Here is a 23,022-nt window from a genome sequence, read left to right on the forward strand (position 1 = left end):
CAAGTTATGTGCCGTAAAATATTCAAGAAGGACTTTCGATAATATGAAATTTGAATAATAGAAGTGGGTTAGTTCGAGAATTCAGGCAGGCGCCTGAATAGAATAATGTTGATATTTTAAAGCCGCCACTGTCAGAAGTTGCAGGTTTTGACAGGAGAGTTAACCGTTGGTCGTGTTTTTGTATGTGAATAAAGTTATTTGGTTTTTTTAGGGTTTTTTCTTGACTCTGAGGCTGTTTTAGCTACTTTCGAATTGCTGGCGAATTCTAATTCACGAAAAAGGTGTTTGTCATGGAAAAGTCTGGTTTTGAAAAGTTGGTTCAAGAAAGCCTGAGTGTCGGAAATGGATCGAAGACGAATTTGACTGGCCGTTTGAAGGCTATGGCTGACGGCAGCCCAATTGATCTGCCTCTCTGGAAAATCATTAAGGGAGTGAGCTGGATCATTATGTTCGGAAGCGGAGATGATATTTTTGAAAGCGGTATTATTCTCGTTGTTGAAGAACGAAATTTTGGACAGGAATTGGGGCCTGACAGTGCATTGGTTAGTTATAAAGAAGAGGGGGGAGAAACATATTCGTGGGTAGAAGGGAAAATCAAGGTTTCGCACGATGCTGTAGGCAATAGATATTATGGTGGCGGCAATGCGAAAATGATGAGCGGTTCACCGGTTGTAAATATCGAAGATATTATTTTCGATTTTGTTTAATGCTGATCCAACCATAACCCATTAATGCCTAAGAGTGGGTTATGGTTTTCATGTATTTAAGAGTGGGATTAGACTTGCGTCAGTTCGCCGCACAGATCGAGTTCTATCAGACTACGGACTTCGTTTGTTTCCAGAGTTGTCCCTAATAAACCGTGCAACTTGCCGAACGCCGCCTCGCGGGTCATCCCTCCACCGGACAACACACCAACGCCACGCAAGCGGCTGCCGGCTTCATACACATCCAGCTCGACACCGCCTTCATGGCACTGCGTGACTGCAACCACAACCACGCCGTTATCCCGCGCCCGGCCGAGGCTGGCGAGGAATTGCGGGTTATCGCTCGGCCCGGTGCCGCTGCCGTAGCACTCCAGCACCAGACCCTGAATGCCGCTGTCGAGCAGGCCGTCGATGATCTCGGCGCCGATGCCCGGGAACAGTGGCAGCACGGCCACTTTGGCCAGTTGCTTGGGCTGGTTGTAGTTCAGCGCTGCCGGCAGGGAAGTGGCTTTCACGCCGCCGCCCTGACGCTCCAGACGTTTGAACGGATGACGGCCGAAGCTGCGCACTTTCGCGCAACGGGTCGGCGCCAGCAATTCGCCGTGGAAATACAGGTGCACGCCCGGCGCCAGACCGTGGCCGAGGGCGACCAGTGCGCCGCTGAGGTTTTCCCAGGCGTCGCTGTCGGTAACGCCGGCCGGCAGCATCGAGCCGGTGAAGCACACGCGGGCATGCAGGCCCAGCAGCTGAAAGCTCATGGCGGCAGCGCTGTAGGCCAGGGTGTCGGTGCCGTGCAGGATCAACACGCTGTCGCAGCCTTGCACATCGACGGCGTCGACCACCGCTTCACGCAGTTGCTGCCAGTAGGCCGGGGTCATGTTGGCGCTGTCGATCAGCGGCGACATCTCGCGAAAGCGCCACTGCGGTACCACCAGCTCAGGCTGGCTGTGCAGGTAATCGCGCATCCGCGCTTCGAAACCGGACGCCGGGGCCAGGCCATTGGCGCTGGCCTGCATGCCGATGGTGCCACCGGTGTACAGCACCATGACGTGCTGGGCGGCAGGGTAGGTCGAGGAATTCATGGGGAGTTCTCCTGAACGAGGACAGCATGCGGTCGAGCATGACGCCGACCGCTGCTTGTGTCACGCCGGGCGCAAGACCTGCGCCCGGTTTTTACCCGATCAGCGTTGCGCTGCGGGGATGCCTTGCGGCTGAGCGTCAGCCTGAGTGTCGGCCGGCGGATTGGCCGGCCAGGCTTTCAGGTCCAGGTCCAGATCGCTGAACTTGCTGGAGTCGAACACCGGCTGGCTGACGCCGGCGCGGCGTTGCGCGTCGTAGTCGCGCATCACGCGCATGCCGACCTTGAACAGCATGGCCAGGGCCACCAGGTTGACGAAGGCCAGGCAGGTCATGGTGATGTCGGCGAAGGCGAACACGGTCGACAGGTCCTGCATCGAACCCCAGACCACCAGCGCCAGCACCAGGCCGCGGAACGTCATCAGCGCAGCGCGGTTGCGGGTGAGGAACTGCAGGCTGTTTTCGCCCAGGTAGTAGTTGTAGAGGATGCAAGTGAAGACGAACAGCGACAGTGCGACGCTGACGAACATGCGGCCCCAGTCACCGACCACGGCGGCCAGCGAGTTCTGGGTCAGGACGATGCCGTCACCTTCGAAGCCCGGGGTGTAGAAGCCCGACAGCAGGATCAGCAGCGCGGTGCAGGTGCAGATCACGAAGGTGTCGAGGAACACGCTGAACGCCTGAACCACGCCTTGAGCGCCCGGGTGCTTCACGGCCGCCACGGCGGCGACGTTCGGCGCACTGCCCAGGCCCGCTTCGTTGGCGAACACGCCACGTTTCACGCCCATCACGATTGCGCTGCCGAGCAGGCCGCCGAAGGCCGGGTCGAGACCGAAGGCGCTCTTGAAGATGGTTTCCAGCATGGCTGGCACGTGTTCGATCTGGGTGCCGATCACGTACAGGGTCACGCCGATGTAGGCCAGGGTCTTGATCGGAACCAGCAGGTCGGACACCGAAGCGATGCGCTTGATGCCGCCGATGAAGGTAATGGCCAGCAGCACAGCCAGGACGATACCGGTGTGTTGCGGATCAAAGGCAAAGGCGTTCTGCAGCGAGTGGGTCACGGTGTAGGACTGCAGGCCGATGAAGGCGAAGCCGTAGGTGACCAGCAGCAGGATCGAGAACACCACCGCCATGCCTTTGAGTTTCAGGCCGTGCTGGATGTAGTAAGCCGGACCGCCACGGTACAGGCCGTCGCCATCGGCGCGCTTGTAGACCTGGGCCAGCGTACATTCGAAGAAGCTGCTGGACATGCCGACCAGTGCGGTCACCCACATCCAGAACACCGCACCCGGACCACCGAGGGTCACGGCGATGCCGACACCGGCGATGTTGCCTGCACCGACGCGGCCGGCGAGGCTGAGCATCAGGGCCTGGAACGAGCTGAGTTGACCGGCGCTGCCTTTGAGGCTGTCGCGGAACACCGCGAACATGTGGAAGAAATGGCGCAATTGAACGAAACGCGAGCGAATCGTGAAGTAGCTACCGAGCCCGACAATGAGCACGATCAGTACTTTCCCTGAGAGGAAGTCGTTGATGACTTCGAGCATGGATTTTTCCTCGCTGTTTATTGTGTAAGCAAATGCTGGATGGTCGGAAACATCGCGTTACACCGGTGTGCGCGCGGCACAACAGGCGAGGCGAGGGTTTCGTCCCGGATCCATATCGCGGGTTTGTTATTAGTTCGGGTTTCGCATGGGTTATGGCCTCGTTACCGACGACCGCTCACGCGAAGAGGGGCGGCACTATACCGATCAGTGCGGCGCCCGTCTGCACGGTTGTGGTGCGAGCGACGAAACGAAGCTTTGAAACACCCGACGTTACCGGCGTCGGGTTTGTGTGAAAGCTGATTTGCGGTCAGCTTCCATACATACGGTTCTCAGGTTCAAACAGTTAAAAAAAAGGGCTCGGGGAATCATCCCCAAGCCCTCAAAAGGTGAGAGGTGTCTAGTCCCTCGACCTGGTGAGCGGTGCTACAAGTAACGCGTCGGATCAGGCCTTCAGAGGCACCAGACGCGGAGCAATCATGTTTTCCGGGCGCAGGATGTCGGCGAGCATGGCTTCGTCGAGCAGACCTTCTTCGCGCACCAGTTCCAGCACGCCGCGGCCGCTTTCAAGGGCGATACGGGCGATGCGGGTGGCGTTTTTGTAGCCGATGTACGGGTTCAGTGCGGTGACCAGACCGATCGAGTGTTCGACCAGTTCGCGGCAGCGCGCTTCGTTGGCGGTGATGCCGACGATGCAGTGCTCGCGCAGCATGTCCATGGCGCGTTGCAGCAGACGGATCGAGTCGAGGATCTTGAAAGCGATCAGTGGCTCCATCACGTTCAGTTGCAGTTGGCCGCCTTCGGCTGCCATGGTCAGCGCCAGATCGTTACCGATGACCTGGAATGCCACCTGGTTCACGGCTTCCGGGATAACCGGGTTGACCTTGCCTGGCATGATCGAGCTGCCTGGCTGACGCGCCGGCAGGTTGATTTCGTTGATGCCGGTGCGCGGGCCGCTGGACAGCAGGCGCAGGTCGTTGCAGATCTTCGACAGCTTGACCGCGGTGCGCTTGAGCATGCCGGAGAACAGCACGAAGGCGCCCATGTCGGAGGTGGCTTCGATCAGGTCGGCGGCCGGAACCAGCGGTTGACCGCTGATCAGCGCCAGGCGCTGTACGGCCAGGGCCTGATAACGCGGGTCGGCGTTGATGCCGGTACCGATCGCGGTGCCGCCCAGGTTCACTTCGGTCAGCAGCTCCGGGGCCAGCGTCTTCAGACGGGCCAGGTCTTCGCCCATGGTGGTGGCGAAAGCGCGGAATTCTTGACCCAAAGTCATCGGTACGGCGTCTTGCAGCTGGGTACGGCCCATCTTCAGGACGTGGTTGAATTCTTCACCCTTGGCCGCGAACGCCTGAATCAGGCTGTCGAGGCTGGCCAGCAGCGCGTCGTGACCCAGCAGCAGACCCAGACGGATCGCGGTCGGGTAGGCGTCGTTGGTCGACTGCGCCATGTTCACGTCGTCGTTCGGGTGCAGGTACTGGTACTCGCCTTTCTGGTGACCCATCGCTTCAAGAGCAATGTTGGCGATCACTTCGTTGGCGTTCATGTTGGTGGAAGTACCGGCGCCACCTTGAATCATGTCGACCACGAACTCTTCGTGGAAATCGCCGCGGATCAGACGTGCACAGGCTTCGCTGATGGCAGCGTGCTTGGCTTCGCTCAGGTGACCCAGCTCGCGGTTGGCGTCAGCGGCGGCCTGTTTGACCATCGCCAGACCGACAACCAGCTTCGGGTAGTGCGAAATCGGAACGCCCGAGAGGCGGAAGTTGTTCACCGCTCGCAGGGTCTGGATGCCGTAATACGCTTGAGCAGGGACTTCGAGGGTGCCAAGCAGGTCGTTTTCTGTGCGGAATGATGCAGCGGAGGACATGATAGAAATCATCTCGATATGGACCCGGTCTGTGCCGGAACGCTGCGAATGCTAGGCTTGTGGGAATTTTTGGGCCAATGCTGTTAAACACTGCCCTATGCACATTCGGCATAATGCTCGTGTGACGCCGCGTGCGCGGCAGACGTGTGACCTGTTTTGGTGCGTGTCCGGGAGGACGTGATGAATCTGGAAAGCAAATGGCTCGAGGACTTCAGTGCTCTGGCCGCCACCCGCAGCTTCTCGCAGGCGGCCGAACGGCGCTTCGTGACCCAGCCGGCGTTCAGTCGGCGGATCCGCAGCCTGGAAGCGGCGCTGGGCCTGACGCTGGTCAACCGCTCGCGTACGCCGATCGAGCTGACGGCGGCGGGGCAACTGTTCCTGGTGACCGCGCGCACGGTGGTCGAACAGCTCGGTGAAGTGTTGCGTCATCTTCATCATCTGGAAGGCGGGCAGGGCGAAGTGATCCAGGTCGCGGCGGCGCATTCACTGGCGCTTGGTTTCTTCCCGCGCTGGATCGCGCAATTGCGCAACGAGGGTCTGAACATCGCCACCCGGCTGGTGGCGACCAACGTTGGCGACGCGGTTCACGCGCTGCGTGAAGGTGGCTGCGATTTGATGTTGGCGTTCTACGACCCGGACGCGGCGATGCAGATGGACCCGGAGATCTTCCCGTCGCTGCACCTGGGCCAGACCGAAATGCTTCCGGTGTGCGCGGCCGATGCCAATGGCAAGCCGCTGTTCGATCTGGAAGGCGAGGGCAGTGTGCCGTTGCTGGCGTACAGCGCCGGGGCGTTTCTGGGGCGTTCGGTGAATGGTTTGCTGCGTCAGCGTCAGCTGCGCTTCACCACGATCTATGAAACGGCCATGGCCGACAGCCTGAAAAGCATGGCGCTGGAAGGCCTCGGCATTGCCTGGGTGCCGCAACTGAGCGTGCGCGCCGAACTGGCCCGGGGCGAGCTGGTAGTTTGTGGCGGCCCGCAATGGCATGTACCGCTGGAGATTCGCCTGTACCGCTGTGCGCTGGTGCGCAAGGCCAATGTGCGGTTGTTGTGGCGCAAGCTGGAAGGCGGTGCGGCGCAAGGTCCGGCCGGTGCGTGAAACATGTCCCGGCACTGACCTTCGAGTCAATAAAACCGGGCTTTTGCGGCAGATGACAGATGGTCGCAACGGGGGCTGTTTATTGCTTTCTTTGCGGTATACTGCGCGGCCTTCGGCCGGTTCGTCCGGCCATTTTTCCTACAACAAGCCACGCATCCTGCGTGGCTTGTTGTTTTTGACGCGCCTGCGGGCGCCCAGAGAGAAGAGGCGCGACGATGAGTGCACTGGTTGGCGTGATCATGGGCTCCAAGTCCGATTGGTCCACCCTTAGCCACACCGCCGATATGCTGGAAAAGCTCGGCATCCCTTACGAGGTCAAGGTGGTTTCCGCCCACCGCACCCCGGATCTGCTGTTCCAGTACGCCGAAGAGGCTGAAGGCCGCGGCATCGAGGTGATCATCGCCGGTGCCGGTGGCGCAGCCCACCTGCCAGGCATGTGTGCGGCCAAGACCCACCTGCCGGTGCTGGGCGTGCCGGTGCAGTCGGCGATGCTTTCGGGCGTCGACTCGCTGCTGTCGATCGTGCAGATGCCGGCCGGTATTCCGGTTGCCACCTTGGCCATCGGCAAGGCCGGTGCGATCAACGCAGCCCTGCTGTCGGCGAGCATCCTGGGCGCCAAGCATCCACAATTCCACGCGGTACTGAAAACCTTCCGTGCCGAGCAGACAGACAGCGTCCTGGACAATCCAGACCCACGTATTGCCTGAGGTTGTTGAGATGAAGATCGGTGTAATCGGTGGCGGCCAGTTGGGTCGCATGTTGGCCCTGGCGGGCACCCCGCTGGGCATGAACTTCGCTTTCCTCGACCCTGCGCCGGACGCTTGCGCCGCTGCGCTGGGCGAACACCTGCGGGCCGATTACGGCGATCAGGATCACCTGCGCCAGTTGGCCGATGAAGTCGATCTGGTGACTTTCGAGTTCGAAAGCGTCCCGGCCGAAACCGTGGCGTTCCTGTCGCAATTCGTGCCGGTCTACCCGAGCGCAGAAGCCCTGCGTATCGCTCGCGACCGCTGGTTCGAGAAGAGCATGTTCAAGGACCTGGGGATTCCGACCCCGGCGTTCGCCGACATCCAGTCGCAAGCCGACCTGGACGCCGCCGTCGCGTCGATCGGCCTGCCGGCCGTGCTGAAAACCCGCACCCTGGGTTACGACGGCAAGGGCCAGAAAGTCCTGCGCAAGCCGGAAGACGTGGTCGGTACGTTCGCCGAGCTGGGCAGCGTGGCCTGCCTGCTGGAAGGCTTCGTACCGTTCACCGGTGAAGTGTCGCTGATCGCCGTGCGCGCCCGTGATGGCGAGACGAAGTTCTATCCATTGGTGCACAACACCCACGACAGCGGCATCCTCAAGCTGTCCGTTGCCAGCACCGATCACCCGTTGCAGGCCCTGGCCGAAGACTATTCCAGCCGTGTGCTCAAGCAATTGAACTACGTCGGCGTGATGGCGTTCGAGTTCTTTGAAGTCGACGGTGGCCTCAAGGCCAACGAAATCGCCCCGCGCGTGCACAACTCCGGGCACTGGACCACCGAAGGCGCCGAGTGCAGCCAGTTCGAAAACCACCTGCGGGCCGTTGCCGGTCTGCCGCTGGGTTCGACCGCCAAGGTCGGCGAGAGCGCGATGCTCAACTTCATCGGTGTGGTTCCGCCGGTCGAGAAGGTCATCGCCATCGACGATTGCCACCTGCATCACTACGGCAAGGCCTTCAAGGCCGGGCGCAAGGTCGGTCACGCCAACCTGCGCTGCAAGGACAAGGCGACCCTCGAGCAGCAGATCCTCAAGGTCGAAGCGCTGATCGCCGAGTAACGACAGTTTCATCTGGCAGCGGCGGAACCATTAAGGGGCCGCCGTTCTCTCATGGCAGGATGCGAAAGTCTGACTAGGCTTTCGCATATCTACTATTCAGAGGGAAATGCCATGGGAATTATCGGAACCATCTTTATCGGCCTCATCGTCGGCCTGCTGGCGCGGTTCCTGAAACCGGGCGATGACAGCATGGGCTGGATCATGACCATCCTGCTCGGTATCGGCGGTTCGCTGGCAGCCACTTACGGCGGCCAGGCCCTGGGCATCTATCAGGCGGGTCAGGGCGCCGGCTTCATCGGCGCGCTGGTTGGCGCGATCGTGTTGCTGGTGATCTACGGCCTGATCAAAAAGAACTGATCCAAAGCGACAAAGCCCTCTCTGCCAATCCGGCGGGGAGGGCTAGAATGCTCGGCGATTCAGCGTTCCCTCCTTATTCGAGCATCCTTTACCGAGCACCTTCATGCGCCGTCTTCTGTTGACTCTCCTTTTGCTGGGCAGCGGTCTGGCCCACGCCGGCGATCTGCCGGAAACCGACTGGCTGGAACTGATGCCCAAGTCGGATCAGAAAGCCCTCGAGGCCATGCCTGAAATCGACCACAACTCCCCGGAAGCCACCGGCACCTTCACCCAGAAAGGCGGGATGAAGCAGGCCAAGGGTTTGCCGGCGGTGATGTATTCGACCAAGACGGTGGCGTCGATGAACGACAAGCACATCCGCATCGGTGGTTATCCGGTGCCGCTGGAATCCGACGCCAAGGGTCGCAGCACGCTGTTCTTCCTCGTGCCGTACCCGGGCGCGTGCATCCACGTGCCGCCACCGCCGCCGAATCAACTGGTGCTGGTGCGTTATCCGAAAGGCTTGAAGCTGGATGACATCTACACGCCGCTGTGGGTGACCGGCACGCTGAAGATCGAGAAGGTCAGCAATGATCTGGCCGACGCGGCGTATGCGCTGGAGGCGGACAAGGTGCGGGTGGTGCAGGAATCGGATCTCTAAAACCTGCTCATAACAAATGTGGGAGGGGGCTTGCTCCCGAAGGCGGTGGATCAGTCAATGGATTCGTCGACTGAGACACTGTCTTCGGGAGCAAGCCCCCTCCCACAATGGGTTTTGCGGTGTTGGTTAAAGCGGCTTGCTGCCGACGCTGACACCCATGGTGTGGCGGGCATCCGGTGCCAGGTTCACCACGTCGTTCATCACGTTTGCCGTCTCGATGCAGAGCATGCGCTGCCAGCCATCGTTGTCCATGTCACTAAGCGCAGCGGCGCGGTCGATCCACGGGTTCCAGATCACCGCCGTACGTGAACCGCTGGCGGTCAGCACGATGCGCCGTTCCCAGGCCGGATCGACGATGCTCAGTTGCGGCGGAGCGTCGAGATAGATGCGGTCGGTTTCCCCGGCAAAACGCAGGTCGCCTTGCTGGGTGTGAGTCTTCCAGTCGTCGAGGGTCTCGATGTAATCCAGGCCATCGACGCCTTCGACGCGCACGTTGCGCACATCGCTGACCGCGAAATAGCTGTGCAGCGCCTGGCTGATGCTGACGGTGTCGGCACCACGGTTGTGGCTGGTCAGGCTGATGTGCAACTGATCGTCGAGGCGCAGGGTCAGGGTCAGGTCGACCTGATGCGGCCAGCCCGGAAAGCCACCTTCGGGGTAGGGCAGCTTGAACTCGACCTTGAGGCTTTCACCTTCGGTTTCGATACCGCCCAGTTCCCAATCCATCGCCCGGACAAACCCGTGGGCGGCGGCCGGTTCTTCGCTGACGCGCATTGCCTGCACGCTCTGCGGGTTGCGGGCGAAGACGCCGAACCACGGCCAGCACACCGGCACGCCGGCGCGGATGCTCTTGCCGGTCTTGAACACGGCCTTGTCGTTCAGCCAGATCAGCGGCGGCTGGCCGTCCACCTGATAACTGAGGATGTGCGCGCCTTGCTGGGCCACCAGCACTTCGGCCTGACCGTGGCGGATGCGCCAGCAGTTCAGTTCATCCAGTTTCACGGCTTCAACGTTGGGCGTGTTCATGGGACAACTCTCGATCAGCAACTTGGACGACTATCGACCGTGAAACGGCCGCGAGGTTTAACGTGCGCGTGGCGGAACCGAACGGGTGCGGCCGCTGCCATCGATGGCGACGAACACGAACACCGCTTCGGTCACTTTACGCCACTCGCTGGACAGCGGATCGTCGCTCCACACCTCGACCATCATCTGGATCGAGCTGCGGCCGATTTCCAGGGTCTGGGTATAAAAGGACAATTGCGCGCCGACAGCCACCGGCACCAGAAACGCCATGCGATCAATGGCCACTGTCGCAACACGGCCACCGGCAACACGGCTGGCCATGGCAGTGCCGGCCAGGTCCATCTGCGCCACCAGCCAGCCGCCGAAAATATCGCCGAAGCCGTTGGTTTCGCGGGGAAGCGCGGTGATTTGCAGGGCCAGGTCGCCTTGCGGGATCGGATCTTCTTGTTCGAGCTCTATCATGCCGGGGGTGCCTCTGACCCGTGACTCTTCGTTGGGTATTGCTGGTGGTAGCCGTCTTCGGGAAAAACGATTCAGCACCGAACATACTACGTTCGTCACGTTTTCCATCAGGCGCCTAAGGAGAAACTCTGCGAAACCGGCTAATCCCGAGCAAGGGTCGGGCCAACGACGTTTTCGCACAGCAACCCCTTACAAACCGGAGCAAGGTTGCGAGTATATCGGTCGGTAGACTCCGCGACGACCGTCCGGTTCTGATTTCGACCGGCAAATACGCGCCTCTATGTGCTTTTTCGAACAATTTGCTATGGTGCCGAACCTGCCCGAGCCACAGCCAGCGTTGTTGTGGCGGCAGATCCGACTATAAGAGAAGACCTTGCCATGACCACAGCGCCCTCGAGCCTCGCGCAGCCCGACCAACCCGCACGACCGTTGACCCGCAATGACTACAAGACTCTGTCGCTTTCGGCCCTGGGGGGCGCGCTGGAGTTCTACGATTTCATCATCTTCGTGTTCTTCGCCACCGTGGTCGGCAAATTGTTCTTCCCGGCCGACATGCCCGAGTGGCTGCGTCTGATGCAGACCTTCGGCATCTTCGCCGCCGGCTACCTCGCACGGCCGCTGGGCGGGATCGTCATGGCGCACTTCGGCGACCTGCTGGGACGCAAGAAGATGTTCACCCTGAGCATTTTCATGATGGCCGTGCCGACCCTGATCATGGGCCTGCTGCCGACCTACGCGCAGATCGGCATGTGGGCGCCGATCCTGCTGCTGTTGATGCGCGTCATCCAGGGCGCAGCGATTGGCGGTGAGGTGCCGGGGGCTTGGGTCTTCGTTTCCGAACACGTACCCGGCAAGCACATCGGCTACGCCTGCGGCACCCTGACTAGCGGCCTGACGGCGGGCATCCTGCTCGGCTCGCTGGTCGCCACCGCGATCAACAGCATTTATACGCAAACGGAAGTTTCGGATTACGCCTGGCGGATTCCGTTCCTGCTCGGCGGCGTGTTCGGTCTGTTCTCGGTTTACCTGCGCCGCTGGCTGCACGAGACCCCGGTGTTCGCCGAACTGCAACAACGCAAGGCGCTGGCCGAAGAAGTGCCGCTGCGCGCGGTGCTGCGTGACCATCGCGGGGCGATTGCAGTCTCGATGCTGCTGACCTGGCTGCTGTCCGCCGGTATCGTTGTGGTGATCCTGATGACCCCGACCGTGCTGCAAACGGTCTATCACTTCTCGCCGACCACCGCGCTGCAATCCAATAGCCTGGCGATCGTGTTCCTGAGCTTCGGCTGCATCATTTCCGGCGCGCTGGCCGATCGCTTCGGTGCCGGTCGCGTGTTCGTGTTCGGTTGCCTGGGTTTGCTGGCCAGTTCCTGGACCTTCTATCACAGCCTCGCCGATCACCCGAACTGGCTGTTCCCGCTGTATGCGTTGACCGGTTTCCTGGTCGGCACCATCGGCGCGGTGCCTTATGTGATGGTCAAAGCGTTCCCGCCGGTGGTGCGCTTCAGCGGTCTGTCCTTCTCTTATAACGTCGCTTACGCGATCTTCGGCGGCCTGACCCCGATGGTGGTCAGCCTGCTGCTGAAAGAAAGCGCGATGGGGCCTGCCTACTATGTGGCGGTGCTGTGCGGGATGGGGATCCTGGTCGGTGCGTGGCTCTGGAGCAAAGGTCGCTAAACCACCTTCACACTTGCGGTTACAACTGAAAGGCCAGCCTTCCGACAGGGATGCTGGCCTTTCATCCAATTGTCATATTTCAGCCATAGAGTGTTCACACGGCCTGCTGATACTTGGCCCCGACTTAACACACCCTATCTGCTAGGAGTAAGGCATGAAACTGAAGCGTTTGATGGCGGCAATGACTTTTGTCGCTGCTGGCGTTGCGACTGCCAACGCGGTTGCCGCTGTTGACCCTGCTATCCCGAGCTACACCAAGACCACTGGTGTGTCGGGCAACCTGTCCAGCGTCGGCTCCGATACCCTGGCCAACCTCATGACCCTCTGGGCTGAGAACTACAAAAAAGAATACCCGAACGTAAACATCCAGATTCAGGCCGCTGGCTCCGCCACCGCGCCACCTGCGCTGACTGAAGGCACCTCCAACCTGGGCCCGATGAGCCGCAAGATGAAGGACACCGAACTGGCAGCCTTCGAACAGAAATACGGCTACAAGCCAACCGCCATCCCGGTTGCCGTGGACGCCCTGGCTGTCTTCGTACACAAGGACAACCCGATCCAGCACCTGACCATGGAACAGGTTGACGCGATCTTCTCGTCCACCCGTCTGTGCGGCGCCAAGACCGACGTGAAAACCTGGGGTGACCTGGGCGTGACCGGCGACCTGGCCAACAAGCCGGTTCAACTGTTCGGTCGCAACTCGGTATCCGGCACCTACGGCTACTTCAAGGAAGAAGCCCTGTGCAAAGGCGACTACAAGCCTAACGTCAACGAACAACCAGGCTCGGCTTCGGTCGTGCAGTCGATCAGCTCCTCGCTGAACGGCATCGGTTACTCGGGCATCGGCTACAAGACCGCCAGCGTGAAAACCGTTGCTCTGTCGAAGAAAGGCAGCACTGACTTCATCGAAGACACCGAAGAAAACGCCCTGAACGGCAAGTACCCGCTGTCGCGTTTCCTGTACGTGTACGTCAACAAAGCCCCGAACAAGCCTCTGGCCCCGCTGGAAGCCGAGTTCGTGAAACTGGTTCTGTCGAAACAGGGCCAGGAAGTGGTCGTGAAAGACGGCTACATCCCGCTGCCAGCCAAGGTTGCTGCAAAAGCACTGGCTGACCTGGGTCTGCAGGAAGGCGGCGCTGAAGTCGCAAAAAAGTAACAAACTGAGTCAGGGGTGAACCCCGCCTGACTCACGTGTGGGGCCCGGCCCGCAAGCGGCCCGGCCCCCACACTCCCCGAATTCTTCTATCCACTGCCAGTGCCCTGCTGGCGGCGGATTTGGTGCGTCACTGCATTGTCATCTTTCTGTCATACAGGATCGCTAGGGTGTGCGCATGAATGATCTGGCCAATTCCAAAATGACTACGAACCCTCCCAAGCGCATTGACTTCAATACGCCTGAGTTGCAACGCAAGCGCCGCATTCGCGCGCTCAAGGATCGCTTCACCCGCTGGTACGTCCTCGTCGGCGGTCTGGCGGTGCTGGCAGCCATCACCCTGATCTTCTTTTTCCTCGCCTACGTGGTCGCGCCGCTGTTCAAAGGTGCTGACCTGAGCGCGAAAGATGCAATCACCCCGGCCTGGATGCAGGACGCCGGCAAGCCGCTGATGATTTCGCTCGAAGAGCAGAATCAGGTGGCCATGCGCGTTTCCGACAAGGGCCAGGCGCTGTTCTTCGACATCGACAGTGGCGCTGAATTGAAGCGCGTCGATCTGCCTTTGCCGGCAGGCGCCAGTGTGACCTCCATCGGCGAAGACCAGCCGGGCCATCCGCTGGTGGCCGTGGGCCTGTCCAACGGTCAGGCGCTGGTGTTCCGTCACACTTATAAAGTCAGCTACCCGGATGGCAAGAAAACCATCACCCCGGCCATCGAGTATCCGTACGGCGATGCACCGATCGCGCTGAACGAAGGCGGCGGTGCGCTGGAGCACGTCAGCCTCAACGCCACCGATTCGACCCTGATGCTGGTCGGCTCCACCGGTTCGCAACTCAATGTGCTGTCGCTGACCAGCGAAGAAAACATGATGACCGGCGAAGTCACCAACGAGCAGAAGCGTATCGATCTGCCGCAGATGACCGAGCCGGTGAAAAACATCTTCGTCGACCCGCGCCAGCAGTGGCTGTACGTGGTCAACGGGCGTGCCCAGGCCGACGTGTTCAGCCTGCGCGACAAGAGCCTCAACGGTCGCTACAAACTGCTGGAAAACGCTGACGCTGAAGTCACTGCGACCACGCAACTGGTCGGTGGCATCTCACTGATCGTCGGTGACTCCAAAGGTGGCCTGGCCCAGTGGTTCATGGCCCGCGACACCGATGGCGAGCTGCGTCTGAAGCAGATCCGCACCTTCCAGATGGGCACCACGCCGATCGTTGAAATTTCCGCCGAGGAACGTCGCAAGGGCTTCCTGGCCCTGGATGCCAGCGGCAAGCTCGGCGTGTTCCACAGCACCGCGCACCGCACCTTGCTGGTCGATCAAGTCGTCGAAGGCCAGGGCCTGTTCGGCCTGTCGCCGCGCGCCAACCGCGTGATCGTCGAAGCCGGCGGCAAGCTGCAACCGCTGCTGCTCGACAACCCGCACCCGGAAGTTTCGTGGAGCGCGCTGTGGAGCAAGGTCTGGTACGAGAACTACGACGAGCCTAAATACGTCTGGCAATCGACTGCGGCCAACACCGATTTCGAACCGAAACTGAGCCTGTCGCCACTGACCTTCGGCACCCTGAAAGCCGCGTTCTACGCGATGCTGCTGGCTGCACCGCTGGCCGTCGCCGCTGCGATCTACACCGCGTACTTCATGGCCCCGGGCATGCGCCGCAAGGTCAAACCGGTGATCGAGCTGATGGAAGCGATGCCGACGGTGATCCTCGGTTTCTTCGCCGGCCTGTTCCTCGCGCCATACGTGGAAGGGCATCTGCCGGGCATCTTCAGCCTGCTGATGTTGCTGCCGATCGGCATCCTGATCGCCGGTTTCACCTTCAGCCGTCTGCCTGAATCGATCCGCCTGAAAGTCCCGGACGGCTGGGAAAGTGCGCTGCTGATTCCGGTGATCCTGTTTGTGGGCTGGCTGTCGCTGTACATGAGCCCGTTCATGGAGAACTGGTTCTTCGGCGGTGACATGCGCATGTGGATCTCCCACGACCTGGGCATCACCTACGACCAGCGCAACGCTCTGGTGGTCGGTCTGGCCATGGGTTTTGCGGTGATCCCGAACATCTACTCGATCGCCGAAGACGCCGTGTTCAGCGTGCCGCGCGGCCTGACCCTGGGCTCGCTGGCCCTCGGTGCCACACCGTGGCAGACCATGACTCGCGTGGTGATCCTGACCGCCAGCCCGGGCATTTTCTCGGCGCTGATGATCGGCATGGGCCGTGCGGTCGGCGAAACCATGATCGTGCTGATGGCCACCGGCAACACCCCGGTCATGGAAATGAACCTGTTCGAAGGCCTGCGCACCCTGGCCGCCAACGTCGCGGTGGAAATGCCGGAGTCGGAAGTCGGCGGCAGCCACTACCGCGTGCTGTTCCTCTCGGCGCTGGTGCTGCTGTTGTTCACCTTCGTCATGAACACCCTCGCGGAACTGATTCGTCAGCGTCTGCGCAAGAAATACTCGTCGCTTTAAGCAAAGGTAGAAGTCTGTGAAACAGAACTCCCTGAAAGGATGGTTCAAGAGCGGCGCCCCGGGCGTCTGGATCAGCGGTGGCGCGGTGTCCATCGCGGTCATCATGACCATTGGCCTGCTGGCGGTAATCGCCGTGCGCGGTCTGGGTCACTTCTGGCCGGCGGATCTGATCCACGCCAGCTATGACGTACCGGGCCAGGGCCAGCATCTGGTCGTGGGCGAAGTGGTGCAGAAAGAAGAAGTGCCGCGCGCCCGTCTGAAGAGCGCCGGCCTGCCGGTGCCGGACGAAGGTCCGGAATTCATGACCCGCGAGCTGATCAAGGTCGGCAACCGTGACCTGAACGGCAACGACTTCACCTGGATCGTCGGCGAGTGGCTGACCAACCAGACCACGCCGGTGGAACTGATGGCGCTGGAGCGTCGTGAGTGGGGCAACTTCTACGGCTACCTGGTCAACGTCAAACAGGACGGCAAGGTGATTGCCGAAGGCGAAGCGGCCTGGCCTGAACTGCAAGCGCGGATCAACCGCGTGAACGGCCTCGCGGCGCAGCTCAAGTCGCTGGAAAAAACCGACATCGGCGCGATCAACGCCGGCCTCGAGCGCATCCGTCTGCACGGTCGCAAGCTGGAGCTGGAAGGCAAGCTCGATGCCACCGCGCAAGCGGACATGGAATCCGAGCGCGCCGAGCTGAACGCTCGCTATCAGGACATCGAAGCCCGTCTGGCCGACCTGCACGCGCAGTTCAACCGTGACGCCTTGACCGCTCGTGATGCGAACGGCAAGGAAATCGAAATCGGCCTGGGCAAAGTGGTTCACGCCTACCAGCCGAACGCGATGGGTACGTTCACCAAGATCGGTTTCTACTTCAGCAAGGTCTGGGAATTCCTGTCCGACGACCCGCGTGAAGCGAACACCGAAGGCGGGATTTTCCCGGCGATCTTCGGCACCGTGATGATGACCCTGATCATGGCGATGATCGTGACCCCGTTCGGCGTGCTGGCGGCGGTGTACCTGCGTGAATACGCCAAGCAGAACACCCTGACCCGGGTTATCCGGATCGCGGTGAACAACCTGGCGGGTGTTCCGGCGATTGTTTACGGCGTGTTCGGTCTGGGCTTCTTCGTCTACGTGCTGGGTGGCTCGCTCGACCGTCTGTTCTTCCCTGAAGCGCTGCCGGCACCGACCTTCGGTACCCCGGGTCTGCTCTGGGCTTCGTTGACCCTGGCGCTGCTGGCGGTGCCGGTGGTGATCGTGGCCACTGAAGAAGGTCTGGCGCGTATCCCGCGCACCGTGCGTGAGGGCTCGCTGGCTCTGGGCGCGACCAAGGCTGAAACCCTGTGGAAGATCGTTCTGCCGATGGCCAGTCCGGCGATGATGACCGGCATGATCCTCGCGGTGGCTCGTGCCGCCGGTGAAGTGGCGCCGCTGATGCTGGTGGGTGTGGTGAAACTGGCGCCGTCGCTGCCGGTGGACGGCAACTACCCGTATCTGCACCTGGATCAGAAGATCATGCACCTGGGCTTCCACATCTACGACGTCGGCTTCCAGAGCCCGAACGTCGAGGCCGCGCGGCCGCTGGTGTACGCCACGGCGCTGTTGCTGGTGCTGGTGATCGCCACCCTGAACCTGTCGGCGGTGTACATCCGTAACCACTTGCGCGAGAAGTACAAGGCGCTGGACAGCTGATCGCCGTCACAAGAATTGAAGGGCTGCCGGTCTAGATTCCGGCAGCCAACCGAACCGAATTTGTTAGCACAGGGGATCTCCCATGCAGCACGAAACACATACCTACGGCATCAACATGTCTGCCCTGGGCCGCGACAAGCAGAGCCTGAACCTCGAACAGGAAACCGTGGCCATCGAAGTGCCGGGCCTGAGCCTGTTCTACGGCGAGAAACAAGCGCTGTACGACGTCAGCATGAACATTCCGAAACAGCGCGTGACCGCCTTCATCGGCCCGTCCGGCTGCGGCAAGTCCACGCTGCTGCGGACCTTCAACCGTATGAACGACCTGGTGGATGGCTGCCGCGTCGAAGGCGCGATCAACCTGTACGGCAACAACATCTACCGCAAGGGCGAAGACGTGGCCGAGCTGCGCCGCCGGGTCGGTATGGTGTTCCAGAAGCCTAACCCGTTCCCGAAGACCATCTACGAAAACGTGGTCTACGGCCTGCGCATCCAGGGCATCAACAAGAAGCGCATCCTCGACGAAGCCGTCGAGTGGGCGTTGAAAGGCGCGGCCCTGTGGGACGAAGTCAAAGACCGTCTGCATGACTCGGCCCTTGGCCTGTCCGGTGGTCAGCAACAACGTCTGGTGATCGCCCGTACCATCGCCGTGGAACCGGAAGTGCTACTGCTCGACGAACCGTGCTCGGCGCTCGACCCGATCTCGACCCTGAAAGTCGAAGAGCTGATCTACGAGCTCAAATCCAAGTTCACCATCGTCATCGTGACCCACAACATGCAGCAGGCGGCGCGGGTGTCCGACTACACGGCGTTCATGTACATGGGCAAACTGGTGGAATTCGGCGACACCGATACCCTGTTCACCAATCCGGCCAAGAAGCAGACCGAAGACTACATCACCGGTCGTTACGGCTGACAGTTGCGGGTTATTCACAGAATTGACGCTGCGGCCCGCCGCACCTTACCGGACGCTCCAAGGACGCCAACATGATTAGTAAAGAAGGCCTTACCCATCACATTTCCGCGCAGTTCAACGCCGAACTGGAAGAAGTGCGCAGCCACCTGCTGGCCATGGGCGGGCTGGTCGAGAAGCAGGTCAACGACGCGGTCACCGCGCTGATCGAGGCCGACTCGGGCCTGGCCCAGCAAGTGCGCGAGATCGACGACCAGATCAACCAGATGGAACGCAACATCGACGAAGAATGCCTGCGCATTCTGGCCCGTCGTCAGCCGGCGGCTTCCGACCTGCGTCTGATCATCAGCATCTCCAAGTCGGTGATCGACCTTGAGCGCATCGGCGACGAAGCGACCAAGATCGCCCGCCGTGCGATCCAGTTGTGCGAAGAAGGCGAAGCGCCGCGCGGTTACGTCGAGGTTCGCCATATCGGCGACCAGGTGCGCAACATGGTGCGTGATGCGCTGGATGCCTTTGCCCGTTTCGACGCCGATCTGGCGCTGTCGGTGGCGCAGTACGACAAGATCATCGACCGCGAATACAAGACCGCCCTGCGCGAGCTGGCGACTTACATGATGGAAGACCCGCGCTCTATCTCGCGGGTCTTGAGCATTATCTGGGTGCTGCGTTCGCTGGAGCGGATCGGCGACCACGCGCGCAACATCTCGGAGCTTGTGATTTATCTGGTGCGCGGCACCGATGTGCGGCACATGGGCCTCAAGCGCATGAAGGAAGAAGTTGAAGGGACAAGTGGCGAAACCGCTAATGTTCCGGGCGATGCTGACGATAAGTAAGATTGCCTGAGAAAAGCGCCCGGCCCTTTGGCCGGGCGTTTTTGTTTCTGCTTTTCATGGGCAGAAGCGAATTAAAAAGCAGCACCCGCGAACGAAAAGTCCCGGCGTGACTGAAGAGTTTTGGCAATGTGCCATCAGCCAGCGTTATGCTTGCCGGGATTTTAATAGGGGTGTTGGATGAGCAAGATCAGTGTGTTGGTCGTGGACGATGCATCGTTCATTCGTGACCTGGTGAAAAAGTGCCTGCGTAATTACTTCCCGGGGATCCGCACCGAGGACGCCATCAACGGCAAGAAGGCCCAGGCCATGCTGGCCAAGGAAGCTTTCGACCTGGTGCTGTGCGACTGGGAAATGCCGGAAATGTCCGGCCTCGAACTGCTGACCTGGTGTCGTGAGCAGGACAACCTCAAGACCATGCCGTTCATCATGGTCACCAGCCGTGGCGACAAGGAAAACGTCGTGCAGGCGATCCAGGCCGGCGTCACCGGTTACGTCAGCAAGCCGTTCACCAACGAGCAACTGCTGACCAAGGTCAAGCAGGCCCTGAACAAGGTCGGCAAGCTCGACACCCTGATGAACAGCGCCCCGACCAAGATGAACTCGGCGTTCGGCAACGACTCCCTGAGCGCGTTGACCGGCGGCAAGGCTGCCGTGGTCGGTTCCGCACCGACCGCTGCGGCTGTAAATCCGTTTGCCAAGCCTGCCGCTGCGGCCCCGGCACCTGCCGCCGCGCCACAGCGTGGTCTGCTCAACAGCCCGCCTGTGAAAGCTCCGGCAGCCTCCAGCGCTCCGGCCGGCGGTCGTGGCCAGGGTCAACTGCGCCTGCCGAGCGGCACTCAGCAATGCGTGATCAAGGCCCTGAGCATCAAGGAAGCGCTGCTGGTGGTGAAACGCACCGACACCCTGCCGCAGATCCTCGACAGCGCCGTGCTCGATCTGGAGCAGGGCGACAACGCCGAAATCGCCCGCCTCAACGGCTACCTGCACGCCGTCGTCGCCCACGAGCCGAAACCCGACAGCGACTGGCTGCAACTGACCTTCCGCTTCGTCGACCAGGACGCGCAGAAGCTCGACTACATCTCCCGCCTGATCGCCCGCGGCACGGCGCAGAAGCACTTCGTTCCGGGCGCGTAATCTTCGTCGCCTGACATTGATCGTTTCCACGCTCCGCGTGGGAATGCCTCAAGGGACGCTCTGCGTCCTCACGCATGGGACGCAGAGCGTCCCGGGCTGCATCCCCACGCAGAGCGTGGGGACGATCATCTCCTGCACCTGCCAATTTGAAACATCTGTCGACTAGCCTGGTCTGCTTCAGCTGCTAGGCTCATTCCCAGGCCTTACTCGACAGAACTTTTGCCCATGCCCCTGCGTCTGCTGTTTTTCTGTGGTCTGTTCATGGCCTCCACCTCGACTGTGGCCATGACGATCTACAAATCCACCGATGCCAACGGAGTGGTTTCGTACAGCGACCGTCCGAGCAAAGGCTCCCAGGTGTTCGTGTTTCAGGACCGGATGGTCGAGCGCCTCGAGCGCCAGGTCTATCTCGACATCAAGAAGCAGAAGGGCGCGGACGTGGTGTTCGTGCGCAACGACCTGTACGCGCCGGTCGAGGTTGCGCTGGCGTTTACCGGGATGAGCAACGTGCGTGGCGCGCCGGCTCAAACGATCCGCCGGGTGCTGCCGGCGCGCAGCAATACGCGGCTGGCGCTGCTGACGGCGGTGTCCGGTGGCAAGCCGCTGGTGTACACGCCGATGTTCCAGTATTCCCTCGGTGACCCCGCTGGCGCCGCACAGGGCTATCGCTATCCGTTTCCGTGGCGTGGCGGGCCGTTCCGCCTCAGTCAGGGCGCCAATGGCGATTACAGCCACTTCGGGCCGAAGAACAAATACGCGATGGACATTGCCATGCCGGTCGGTACGCCGATCATCGCGGCTCGCGCCGGGGTGGTAGTGAAGACCGAGAATTCCCAGAACGGGCGTGGCACCGATCCCTCCGGCAACTTCGTGCGGATACTGCACGACGACGGCACGATGGGCGTGTACCTGCACCTCAAGCAAGGATCGGTGAGTGTGCGCGAAGGGCAGCGAGTGGCGGTGGGCAGTCCGCTGGCGCTGTCCGGCAACACCGGCAACAGCAGCGGCCCGCACCTGCACTTTGTGGTGCAGCGCAATACCGGAATGGGGCTGGTGTCGATTCCGTATCAGTTCAACCAGCCGCTGGGGGCGTTGCCCAACTTTGCGTTGGGCAAGCAGTAAACCCCGTCAGTCCAGCATCAGCACCTTGGCCAGAATGATCTTCGGACCTTTCATCTTCTTGATGATGATCCGCAGGCCTTCGACTTCCAGCACTTCTTCCTCTTCCGGCACCCGTTTCAGGGTTTCGTAGATCAGCCCGGCGAGGGTTTCGGCTTCGATGTGATCCAGGTCGATCCCCAGCAGGCGCTCGACCTTGAACAACGGCGTATCGCCCCGTACCAGCAACTTGCCCGGCTGGTAGGCGAGGATGCCGCGCTCGGCTTTGCGGTGTTCGTCCTGGATATCGCCGACCAGCACTTCCAGCACGTCTTCCATGGTCAGGTAGCCGATGATGTTGCCGTCGGCTTCTTCGACCACGGCGAAGTGCGAGCCGCCCTTGCGGAACTGTTCCAGCAGCTGCGACAGCGGCATGTGCCGCGACACGCGCTCCAGCGGACGGGTCAGTTCGGCGAGGTTGAACGACTCGGGAATGTGATCCAGCGCTGCCAGTTCAAGCAGCAGGTCCTTGATGTGCAGCAGGCCGACGAATTCCTTGCGCTCGCTGTCGTACACCGGATAACGGCTGAACTTGTGGCGACGGAACATCGCCAGGATTTCTTTCAGCGGGGCGTTGAATTCGAGGGTGATCAGGTCTTCCCGGGAGTTGGCCCAGTCGACCACTTCCAGCTCGCCCATTTCCACCGCCGAGGCCAGCACGCGCATGCCCTGGTCGCTCGGGTCCTGGCCACGGCTGGAGTGCAGGATCAGTTTCAGTTCTTCGCGGCTGTAATGGTGCTCGTGATGCGGGCCGGGTTCACCTTGCCCCGCAATGCGCAGGATGGTGTTGGCGCTGGCGTTGAGCAGGTAGATCGCCGGGTACATGGCCCAGTAGAACAAGTACAGCGGCACCGCCGTCCACAGCGACAGCAATTCGGGTTTGCGGATCGCCCAGGATTTGGGTGCGAGTTCGCCGACCACGATGTGCAGGTAGGAAATGATGAAGAACGCGGTGAAGAACGAAATGCCTTTGACGACTTCGGCCGATTGCACGCCGACCGCGCTCAACAGCGGCTCGAGGATGTGCGCAAACGCCGGCTCACCGACCCAGCCCAGGCCGAGGGAGGCGAGGGTGATACCGAGCTGGCACGCCGAGAGGTAAGCATCGAGCTGGCTGTGCACCGTGCGCAAAATGTGCCCGCGCCAGCCGTGCTGCTCAGCAATGGCTTCGACCCGGGTCGAGCGCAGTTTGACCATGGCGAATTCCGCCGCAACGAAGAAGCCGTTGAGCAAAACCAGGATCAGAGCGAAAAGAATCATGCCGAAATCGGCGAATATTGTTGCGAGGGACAAGCCAGGGGAAGGGTCCATGATGGAGTTTTGCGGGTTCCGTGTGATTCGAAAGAAAGAAAAATCCGCACCTGAAAGGCAGGCGCAAGTCAGCCAATGTAGCGGCTGACCTGGCGATTGCCTAGTCCGGCA

20 protein-coding genes are annotated in these 23,022 nt (G+C 61.0%); 14 read left to right on the forward strand and 6 right to left on the reverse strand.

Annotated features, from left to right (window positions below; genetic code table 11):
• The first annotated feature begins 290 nt into the window (after nucleotides 1-290).
• Entirely contained in the window at nucleotides 291-707 is a 417-nt protein-coding gene (locus K5E37_RS12910) for a hypothetical protein (protein ID WP_221534013.1), read from the forward strand.
• Between the two features lie 68 nt (nucleotides 708-775).
• On the opposite strand, the gene K5E37_RS12915 is transcribed toward K5E37_RS12910, so the two are convergent.
• From K5E37_RS12915 to aspA, 3 genes are all read right to left on the reverse strand, one after another.
• Complete coding sequence (locus K5E37_RS12915) at nucleotides 776-1,786, reverse strand: asparaginase (RefSeq protein ID WP_221534014.1); 1,011 nt, start codon at nucleotides 1,784-1,786, stop codon at nucleotides 776-778.
• Between the two features lie 99 nt (nucleotides 1,787-1,885).
• Nucleotides 1,886-3,331, reverse strand: a complete 1,446-nt coding sequence (locus tag K5E37_RS12920; RefSeq protein ID WP_085606209.1) for a sodium:alanine symporter family protein — start codon at nucleotides 3,329-3,331, stop codon at nucleotides 1,886-1,888.
• A 442-nt stretch (nucleotides 3,332-3,773) separates the two neighbouring features.
• Nucleotides 3,774-5,198 carry an aspartate ammonia-lyase gene (gene aspA, locus K5E37_RS12925; RefSeq protein WP_039765095.1) on the reverse strand — a complete coding sequence of 475 codons (1,425 nt, stop codon included), beginning with the start codon at nucleotides 5,196-5,198 and terminating at the stop codon, nucleotides 3,774-3,776.
• Nucleotides 5,199-5,378: 180 nt separating this feature from the next.
• Here aspA and K5E37_RS12930 point away from each other — a divergent pair, with 180 nt between their 5' ends.
• From K5E37_RS12930 to K5E37_RS12950, 5 genes are all read left to right on the forward strand, one after another.
• Nucleotides 5,379-6,296, forward strand: coding sequence for a LysR substrate-binding domain-containing protein (locus K5E37_RS12930; protein ID WP_007954288.1), 918 nt, complete (start codon nucleotides 5,379-5,381; stop codon nucleotides 6,294-6,296).
• Nucleotides 6,297-6,511: 215 nt separating this feature from the next.
• Nucleotides 6,512-7,003, forward strand: coding sequence for a 5-(carboxyamino)imidazole ribonucleotide mutase (gene purE, locus K5E37_RS12935; RefSeq protein WP_007954291.1), 492 nt, complete (start codon nucleotides 6,512-6,514; stop codon nucleotides 7,001-7,003).
• Between the two features lie 10 nt (nucleotides 7,004-7,013).
• Entirely contained in the window at nucleotides 7,014-8,096 is a 1,083-nt protein-coding gene (locus tag K5E37_RS12940; protein WP_007954299.1) for a 5-(carboxyamino)imidazole ribonucleotide synthase, read from the forward strand.
• Nucleotides 8,097-8,207: 111 nt separating this feature from the next.
• Entirely contained in the window at nucleotides 8,208-8,453 is a 246-nt protein-coding gene (locus K5E37_RS12945) for a GlsB/YeaQ/YmgE family stress response membrane protein (protein WP_003229635.1), read from the forward strand.
• Between the two features lie 103 nt (nucleotides 8,454-8,556).
• Nucleotides 8,557-9,093, forward strand: a complete 537-nt coding sequence (locus K5E37_RS12950; protein WP_085606207.1) for a DUF3299 domain-containing protein — start codon at nucleotides 8,557-8,559, stop codon at nucleotides 9,091-9,093.
• 126 nt (nucleotides 9,094-9,219) lie between these two features.
• Here the strand turns inward: K5E37_RS12950 and K5E37_RS12955 are convergent, their stop codons facing one another.
• Both K5E37_RS12955 and K5E37_RS12960 read right to left on the reverse strand, forming a co-directional pair.
• Nucleotides 9,220-10,119, reverse strand: a complete 900-nt coding sequence (locus tag K5E37_RS12955; RefSeq protein ID WP_085606205.1) for a D-hexose-6-phosphate mutarotase — start codon at nucleotides 10,117-10,119, stop codon at nucleotides 9,220-9,222.
• 57 nt (nucleotides 10,120-10,176) lie between these two features.
• Entirely contained in the window at nucleotides 10,177-10,581 is a 405-nt protein-coding gene (locus tag K5E37_RS12960) for an acyl-CoA thioesterase (RefSeq protein ID WP_003229628.1), read from the reverse strand.
• Nucleotides 10,582-10,959: 378 nt separating this feature from the next.
• On the opposite strand from K5E37_RS12960, the gene K5E37_RS12965 reads away from it, so the two are divergent.
• The 8 genes from K5E37_RS12965 to K5E37_RS13000 all read left to right on the forward strand — a co-directional run bounded on the left by K5E37_RS12965 (nucleotide 10,960) and on the right by K5E37_RS13000 (nucleotide 21,564).
• Nucleotides 10,960-12,258, forward strand: coding sequence for an MFS transporter (locus tag K5E37_RS12965; protein WP_085606203.1), 1,299 nt, complete (start codon nucleotides 10,960-10,962; stop codon nucleotides 12,256-12,258).
• A 154-nt stretch (nucleotides 12,259-12,412) separates the two neighbouring features.
• Nucleotides 12,413-13,414 (forward strand): phosphate ABC transporter substrate-binding protein PstS, encoded by a 1,002-nt coding sequence (locus K5E37_RS12970; RefSeq protein ID WP_007954316.1) that lies wholly within the window; start codon nucleotides 12,413-12,415, stop codon nucleotides 13,412-13,414.
• A gap of 424 nt (nucleotides 13,415-13,838) precedes the next feature.
• Nucleotides 13,839-15,872, forward strand: coding sequence for an ABC transporter permease subunit (locus tag K5E37_RS12975; RefSeq protein ID WP_221534069.1), 2,034 nt, complete (start codon nucleotides 13,839-13,841; stop codon nucleotides 15,870-15,872).
• Nucleotides 15,873-15,888: 16 nt separating this feature from the next.
• Complete coding sequence (gene pstA / locus K5E37_RS12980) at nucleotides 15,889-17,559, forward strand: phosphate ABC transporter permease PstA (protein WP_127800691.1); 1,671 nt, start codon at nucleotides 15,889-15,891, stop codon at nucleotides 17,557-17,559.
• An 82-nt stretch (nucleotides 17,560-17,641) separates the two neighbouring features.
• Nucleotides 17,642-18,475, forward strand: a complete 834-nt coding sequence (pstB, locus tag K5E37_RS12985) for a phosphate ABC transporter ATP-binding protein PstB (RefSeq protein WP_221534015.1) — start codon at nucleotides 17,642-17,644, stop codon at nucleotides 18,473-18,475.
• Nucleotides 18,476-18,546: 71 nt separating this feature from the next.
• Nucleotides 18,547-19,308: a phosphate signaling complex protein PhoU gene (gene phoU / locus K5E37_RS12990; protein ID WP_007954334.1), complete on the forward strand. Its 762-nt coding sequence runs from the start codon at nucleotides 18,547-18,549 to the stop codon at nucleotides 19,306-19,308.
• 177 nt (nucleotides 19,309-19,485) lie between these two features.
• Nucleotides 19,486-20,442: a response regulator gene (locus K5E37_RS12995; RefSeq protein WP_064379783.1), complete on the forward strand. Its 957-nt coding sequence runs from the start codon at nucleotides 19,486-19,488 to the stop codon at nucleotides 20,440-20,442.
• Nucleotides 20,443-20,667: 225 nt separating this feature from the next.
• Nucleotides 20,668-21,564 carry a M23 family metallopeptidase gene (locus K5E37_RS13000; RefSeq protein WP_007954336.1) on the forward strand — a complete coding sequence of 299 codons (897 nt, stop codon included), beginning with the start codon at nucleotides 20,668-20,670 and terminating at the stop codon, nucleotides 21,562-21,564.
• A gap of 6 nt (nucleotides 21,565-21,570) precedes the next feature.
• Here the strand turns inward: K5E37_RS13000 and K5E37_RS13005 are convergent, their stop codons facing one another.
• Nucleotides 21,571-22,911: a hemolysin family protein gene (locus K5E37_RS13005; protein WP_007954342.1), complete on the reverse strand. Its 1,341-nt coding sequence runs from the start codon at nucleotides 22,909-22,911 to the stop codon at nucleotides 21,571-21,573.
• Nucleotides 22,912-23,022 lie beyond the last annotated feature (111 nt).

Source organism: Pseudomonas sp. RIT778 (assembly GCF_019718735.1).
Classification (GTDB): Bacteria; Pseudomonadota; Gammaproteobacteria; order Pseudomonadales; family Pseudomonadaceae; genus Aquipseudomonas; species Aquipseudomonas aphyarum.

Bases quoted from the DNA above. Each gene is read 5' to 3' on its own strand.
- K5E37_RS12970 (WP_007954316.1), top strand. From the start codon at position 12,413: ATGAAACTGAAGCGTTTGATGGCGGCAATGACTTTTGTCGCTGCTGGC.
- purE (WP_007954291.1), top strand. From the start codon at position 6,512: ATGAGTGCACTGGTTGGCGTGATCATGGGCTCCAAGTCCGATTGGTCC.
- aspA (WP_039765095.1), bottom strand. From the start codon at position 5,198: ATGTCCTCCGCTGCATCATTCCGCACAGAAAACGACCTGCTTGGCACC.
- K5E37_RS13005 (WP_007954342.1), bottom strand. From the start codon at position 22,911: ATGGACCCTTCCCCTGGCTTGTCCCTCGCAACAATATTCGCCGATTTC.
- K5E37_RS12975 (WP_221534069.1), top strand. From the start codon at position 13,839: ATGCAGGACGCCGGCAAGCCGCTGATGATTTCGCTCGAAGAGCAGAAT.
- K5E37_RS13000 (WP_007954336.1), top strand. From the start codon at position 20,668: ATGCCCCTGCGTCTGCTGTTTTTCTGTGGTCTGTTCATGGCCTCCACC.
- K5E37_RS12940 (WP_007954299.1), top strand. From the start codon at position 7,014: ATGAAGATCGGTGTAATCGGTGGCGGCCAGTTGGGTCGCATGTTGGCC.
- pstB (WP_221534015.1), top strand. From the start codon at position 17,642: ATGCAGCACGAAACACATACCTACGGCATCAACATGTCTGCCCTGGGC.
- K5E37_RS12915 (WP_221534014.1), bottom strand. From the start codon at position 1,786: ATGAATTCCTCGACCTACCCTGCCGCCCAGCACGTCATGGTGCTGTAC.
- K5E37_RS12950 (WP_085606207.1), top strand. From the start codon at position 8,557: ATGCGCCGTCTTCTGTTGACTCTCCTTTTGCTGGGCAGCGGTCTGGCC.
- K5E37_RS12910 (WP_221534013.1), top strand. From the start codon at position 291: ATGGAAAAGTCTGGTTTTGAAAAGTTGGTTCAAGAAAGCCTGAGTGTC.
- K5E37_RS12995 (WP_064379783.1), top strand. From the start codon at position 19,486: ATGAGCAAGATCAGTGTGTTGGTCGTGGACGATGCATCGTTCATTCGT.
- K5E37_RS12930 (WP_007954288.1), top strand. From the start codon at position 5,379: ATGAATCTGGAAAGCAAATGGCTCGAGGACTTCAGTGCTCTGGCCGCC.
- K5E37_RS12965 (WP_085606203.1), top strand. From the start codon at position 10,960: ATGACCACAGCGCCCTCGAGCCTCGCGCAGCCCGACCAACCCGCACGA.
- K5E37_RS12920 (WP_085606209.1), bottom strand. From the start codon at position 3,331: ATGCTCGAAGTCATCAACGACTTCCTCTCAGGGAAAGTACTGATCGTG.
- phoU (WP_007954334.1), top strand. From the start codon at position 18,547: ATGATTAGTAAAGAAGGCCTTACCCATCACATTTCCGCGCAGTTCAAC.
- K5E37_RS12960 (WP_003229628.1), bottom strand. From the start codon at position 10,581: ATGATAGAGCTCGAACAAGAAGATCCGATCCCGCAAGGCGACCTGGCC.
- K5E37_RS12945 (WP_003229635.1), top strand. From the start codon at position 8,208: ATGGGAATTATCGGAACCATCTTTATCGGCCTCATCGTCGGCCTGCTG.
- K5E37_RS12955 (WP_085606205.1), bottom strand. From the start codon at position 10,119: ATGAACACGCCCAACGTTGAAGCCGTGAAACTGGATGAACTGAACTGC.